This is a genomic window from Synechococcus sp. WC101 (assembly GCF_047461555.1).
In the GTDB taxonomy this organism is placed as follows: domain Bacteria; phylum Cyanobacteriota; class Cyanobacteriia; order Thermostichales; family Thermostichaceae; genus Thermostichus.
In genome coordinates this window covers 1-4,539 of sequence record NZ_JANSHG010000179.1, presented here as the reverse complement: position 1 = coordinate 4,539, position 4,539 = coordinate 1, and the positions used below count along the sequence as shown (strand labels likewise).

Sequence of the window (4,539 nt, the reverse complement as noted above, 5' to 3'; positions counted from 1 at the left end):
GGCCTACACAGCCCAAGAGGCCACGCGGATCTTTCTGCAGCAGCTTCTTGCCAAACTCCAGGCAGAGGGCTGGCAGCCCGATAAGGTGATCTTGACCGTGCCGGTGGGAGCCTACGAGGGCTATTTGCACAACCTGCAAGAGGTGTTTGGCTCCCTAGGGATCCAACAGGTCGTGTTCCTCGACGAGTCCACCGCGGCTGCTTTGGGCTACGGGATCCAGGAGCCGGGATCCCTGATTTTGGTGATCGATTTGGGGGGCGGAACTCTCGACCTCTCTTTGGTCAAAATCTTGAAGCCAGAGCAGGGCACTGCTTACCGAGCTGAGGTCATTGCCAAAACTGACCGGGCCTATGGCTGTGGCGGCGTCGATATCGATATCTGGATTGCCGAATGGGTGCTGGAGCAGTTGGGCCGCAAGCGACAGCAGGTCCCGGCCAACAGCTTCCAGGTTCTGTGCGAGGTTGCCGAGCGGCTCAAGATCCGCCTCTCCAGCCATTCTCAGGCCAGCGAGGCCTGGCTGGATGAAGACTCCTTTGAGACCCACACTTTAACGCTTCAGCGCGAGCAACTCCAGGAGCTGTTGGAAGAGCGCGGCCTGCTGACGCGGCTGAGAGAAGCCATCGATGAGGTCATCGAGAAAGCCCACAATAAAGGGATCTCTAAACGAGATATCCACCAGGTGGTGTTGGTGGGTGGCACCAGCCTCATCCCAGGAGTGCAGCATCAGGTCATTAGCCTCTTTGGCCGCGACAAGGTCAAGTACCACAAGCCGTTTGAGGCAGTGGCCCACGGCGCTCTGGCCTTCACCCAGTTTGCTCGCCTTCAAGATCATCTCCGCCATACCTATGCCCTGCGGCTCTGGAATCCCTATTTGCAGGCGCCCGACTTTTTCCCTCTCTTTAAGAGCGGCACGGCTTATCCTGCCACGGTGGAACTGCCTCCCTTGCAGGCCAACGCCAATGGGCAAAGCCACATCAACCTGGTGGTTGGTGAGATGGCCGAGGAAGGGGCAACTGAGGTTGTTTACGATCCCGACGGTCGGATGCAGATCCGCAACAGCACCGCAGCTTCTAGCTTTCGTCCCCTTGGGATCCACAACCAGCTTTCCATTCCCCTCAAGCCGCTAGGGCGGGTGGGAGTGGATCGTTTGCAGGTCACCTTTGCCGTCGATGCCGGGCGAACTTTGCGGGTAACGGTAGTAGATTTGCAAACTCAAAAGACCCTTATGCAGCAGCAGGTGGTTGGAAGGTTAACTTGAGGTTAGGGATGGCGGAAAACTTTGATCCTGTTCTGGGTGGACAGCAACCAGCCGGATCCGATCCGGTCATGGGAGGCTTGGTGGGCATTGAGCAAGCCCTGGGCAGTCCGAATCCCAAGGTGAGAATCCAAGCAATCAAGGGTGCTCTGAGGTACGGATCCAGAGGGGCCGAGCTTGTTATCCAAGCCCTGCGAAATGATCCCAACTGGGAAGTGCAGTTTGCGGCTTGGGAGACGCTGCTGGAATCGAAGGATCCGCAGCAGGTGCAGGTGGCAAAGTCCCATCGACTTCCCCTCCGACAGGTTGGAGATGTCCGAGCAAGGTATAAAGCGGGAGAGCGGGATTTCCGCTGGGCCAACCTGAGGGGGGCCGACCTGATTGAGGCCAACCTGATTGGGGCCAACCTGAGCAGGGCCAACCTGAGCGGGGCCGACCTGATTGAGGCCAACCTGATTGGGGCCAACCTGAGCAGGGCCGACCTGATTGAGGCCAACCTGAGCCAGGCCAACCTGATCTGGGCCGACCTGATTGAGGCCAACCTGAGCAAGGCCAACCTGAGCGGGGCCAACCTGAGCGGGGCCGACCTGAGCAGGGCCGACCTGAGCTGGGCCGACCTGATTGAGGCCAACCTGAGCAAGGCCAACCTGAGCGGGGCCAACCTGAGCCAGGCCAACCTGAGCAAGGCCAACCTGAGCGGGGCCAACCTGAGCCAGGCCAACCTGAGCAGGGCTGACCTGAGCGAGGCTGACCTGAGCGGGGCCAACCTGAGCAAGGCCAACCTGAGCGGGGCCAACCTGAGCCAGGCCAACCTGAGCAGGGCTGACCTGAGCGGGGCCAACCTGAGCCAGGCCAACCTGAGCGGGGCCAACCTGAGCGAGGCTGACCTGAGCTGGGCCAACCTGAGCGAGGCCAACCTGAGCAGGGCCAACCTGAGCTGGGCCAACCTGAGCGAGGCTGACCTGAGCGGGGCCAACCTGAGCAGGGCTGACCTGAGCTGGGCCAACCTGAGCCAGGCCAACCTGAGCAGGGCTGACCTGAGCAGGGCCAACCTGAGCGGGGCCAACCTGAGCAGGGCTGACCTGAGCGGGGCCAACCTGAGCCAGGCCAACCTGAGCAGGGCTGACCTGAGCGGGGCCAACCTGAGCGGGGCCGACCTGAGCGGGGCCGACCTGAGCAGGGCTGACCTGAGGGGAGCCAACTTGAGGGGAGCAAAGCTGGGTGGCACGAACCTAAAGGGGGCAAACCTATGGGGCGCAAAACTAAGTCCCGGCTGGGATCAATTCGCCGACTTGAAAGGGGCCATCCTCCCCGACGGAGCCATCCATCCCTAGCCTGATCCCTTGGCTACACTACCTACAGCCGCTCTCAGTGGATCCATGAGTCCCTCAGATCTCGCCTTTGCCAGCAATCACCAAGACATCCTCACACTGCTGGACTTAGTGGTTCGCGCCCGCTACCCTTTGATCTACCTGGTTACTCCCGAAGAAGCCCCGGCAGAGGAGCTCCTGCAAGTTCTAGCCGATTCCCTCGAGCCCAAGCGCAAACTCCTAATCTGGGATATCGTCTCCGGCTGGTCAGATAACGGCCAAAACAAAGGCCAATTGATGCCTGCTCTGGGCCGCATCGGCGCCATCAAAGAGGACGAGGCGGTTATTTGTGTTCTCAAAGACCTAAACCCCACCCTGAGAAATCCGGAACGCTCGGACAATTACCCCGTCATCCGCTACCTGAAAACCCTGGCCAGAGAGAGCCGCCACAGCCGCAAGTCCATCATCCTCTTGGGCCAAGAAGCCGTTGTCCCTGCCGAGCTGCGCGAGGAAATTGTGGTCTATGATTTTCCCCTGCCCAGCATTCCCGAAATTGAGCGGATCATTACCCACGCGATCCCTGCCCGTCAACTGGAGCTGAGCAGCCCTGCGCGAGAACAACTGGTTCGAGCCTGCCAAGGACTGACGCGGCAGCGCATTGAACGCATCCTGGCCCGCGCCTTAGCTGCCAAGGGCAAGGTCAGCGAGGGCGACATCGATCTGGTTTTGGAAGAAAAAAAGCAATACATCCGCCAAACGGAAATCCTAGAATTTTACAGCCCTTCGGAAACCTTGCAAAATGTCGGCGGCCTGGAAAACCTCAAGGCCTGGATTAGAGAACGCCGCAACAGTTTTAGCGCTCAGGCCCGTGCCTATGGCTTGCCCAGTCCTAAGGGCATTTTGCTGGCCGGGATCCAGGGCACCGGCAAGTCTCTATGTGCCAAAACCATAGCCCGCGAGTGGCGCATGCCCTTGCTCAGGCTGGATGTGGGGCGACTCTTCGGCGGGATCGTCGGCGAAAGCGAAAGCCGCGTGCGCCAGATGATCCAAATTGCCGAAGCCATGGCCCCTTGTGTGTTGTGGATTGATGAGTTGGATAAAGCCTTTGGCGGCGTCAACAGCGAGTTTTCAGGGGATTCGGGCACCAGCAAGCGGGTCTTCGGCAGCCTGATCACCTGGATGCAGGAAAAAACCAAACCCGTTTTTATTGTTGCCACCGCCAACAATGTCCGCATCTTGCCGGCCGAGCTGCTGCGCAAAGGCCGGTTTGACGAAATTTTCTTCGTCAATTTGCCCAACCAACGGGAGCGGGAGGAGATCTTCCAAGTCCACATCCAGCGGCTGCGGCCCAACCGCGTGCGGGATTTTGCCTACCCTGAGCTGGCCATGGCCAGCGAAAACTTCAGCGGCGCAGAAATTGAGCAGACCATCTACGATGCCATGCACATGGCCTTCAACCAGGATCCGCCCCGCGAGTTTACCCAGGAGGATATTCTCGGCGCCATTCGCCAAACCGTTCCCCTGGCCGCCATCGCCCGCGACCAGATTCAAGACTTGAAAGCGTGGGCTGCCGAGTCCGGGGCCCGAACGGCCTCCCGAGATCAACACCTTGTGCACGAGCTGCAAACCCTGGTGCAAAAAAGAGGGCTGGGCCCCATCGAAGTCGACAGCCCCTCCTCATTTAAGTTTTCTAACTAAGGCAGCTCTACCGAGGTGGGCTTGGAGGCGTAGGTTAGGCCCCAGCCCAATTTCTCCCGCATGACGCGGAAAAACTCCGGTCGGCGTAGGCGAATCAAATCTGTGCAGTAGGGGGCGCGGACAACGCGAATTTGGTCTTCTGGCAGGATGTAGCAGCCGGCATTGCCGTCCGCTACCAAAACCAGCGGCTGAGGGCTGGCGGGGCTGATCCATACCTCTTCCGAATCGGGAAAGACCAGAGCCCGTGAGGCCATCGAGTGGGGACAGATAGGGATC

General features: G+C 59.7%; 3 protein-coding genes and 1 pseudogene. 3 read left to right on the top strand and 1 reads right to left on the bottom strand.

Going from position 1 to position 4,539, the window contains the following annotated elements:
• From NW809_RS10920 to NW809_RS10910, 3 genes are all read left to right on the top strand, one after another.
• On the top strand, nt 1-1,258 hold a 1,258-nt coding region (locus tag NW809_RS10920; RefSeq protein WP_414402130.1), incomplete at its 5' end, for an Hsp70 family protein.
• A gap of 8 nt (nt 1,259-1,266) precedes the next feature.
• On the top strand, nt 1,267-2,589 hold the full coding sequence (locus tag NW809_RS10915) for a pentapeptide repeat-containing protein (protein WP_414402129.1): 1,323 nt from the start codon (nt 1,267-1,269) through the stop codon (nt 2,587-2,589).
• Nucleotides 2,590-2,634: 45 nt separating this feature from the next.
• Nucleotides 2,635-4,263 (top strand): AAA family ATPase, encoded by a 1,629-nt coding sequence (locus tag NW809_RS10910; RefSeq protein ID WP_414402128.1) that lies wholly within the window; start codon nt 2,635-2,637, stop codon nt 4,261-4,263.
• On the opposite strand, the pseudogene ppnK reads toward NW809_RS10910, so the two are convergent.
• Nucleotides 4,260-4,539: pseudogene (ppnK, locus tag NW809_RS10905) on the bottom strand (NAD(+) kinase); the annotation flags it as partial. The gene NW809_RS10910 and the pseudogene ppnK sit on opposite strands and share 4 nt — an antisense overlap.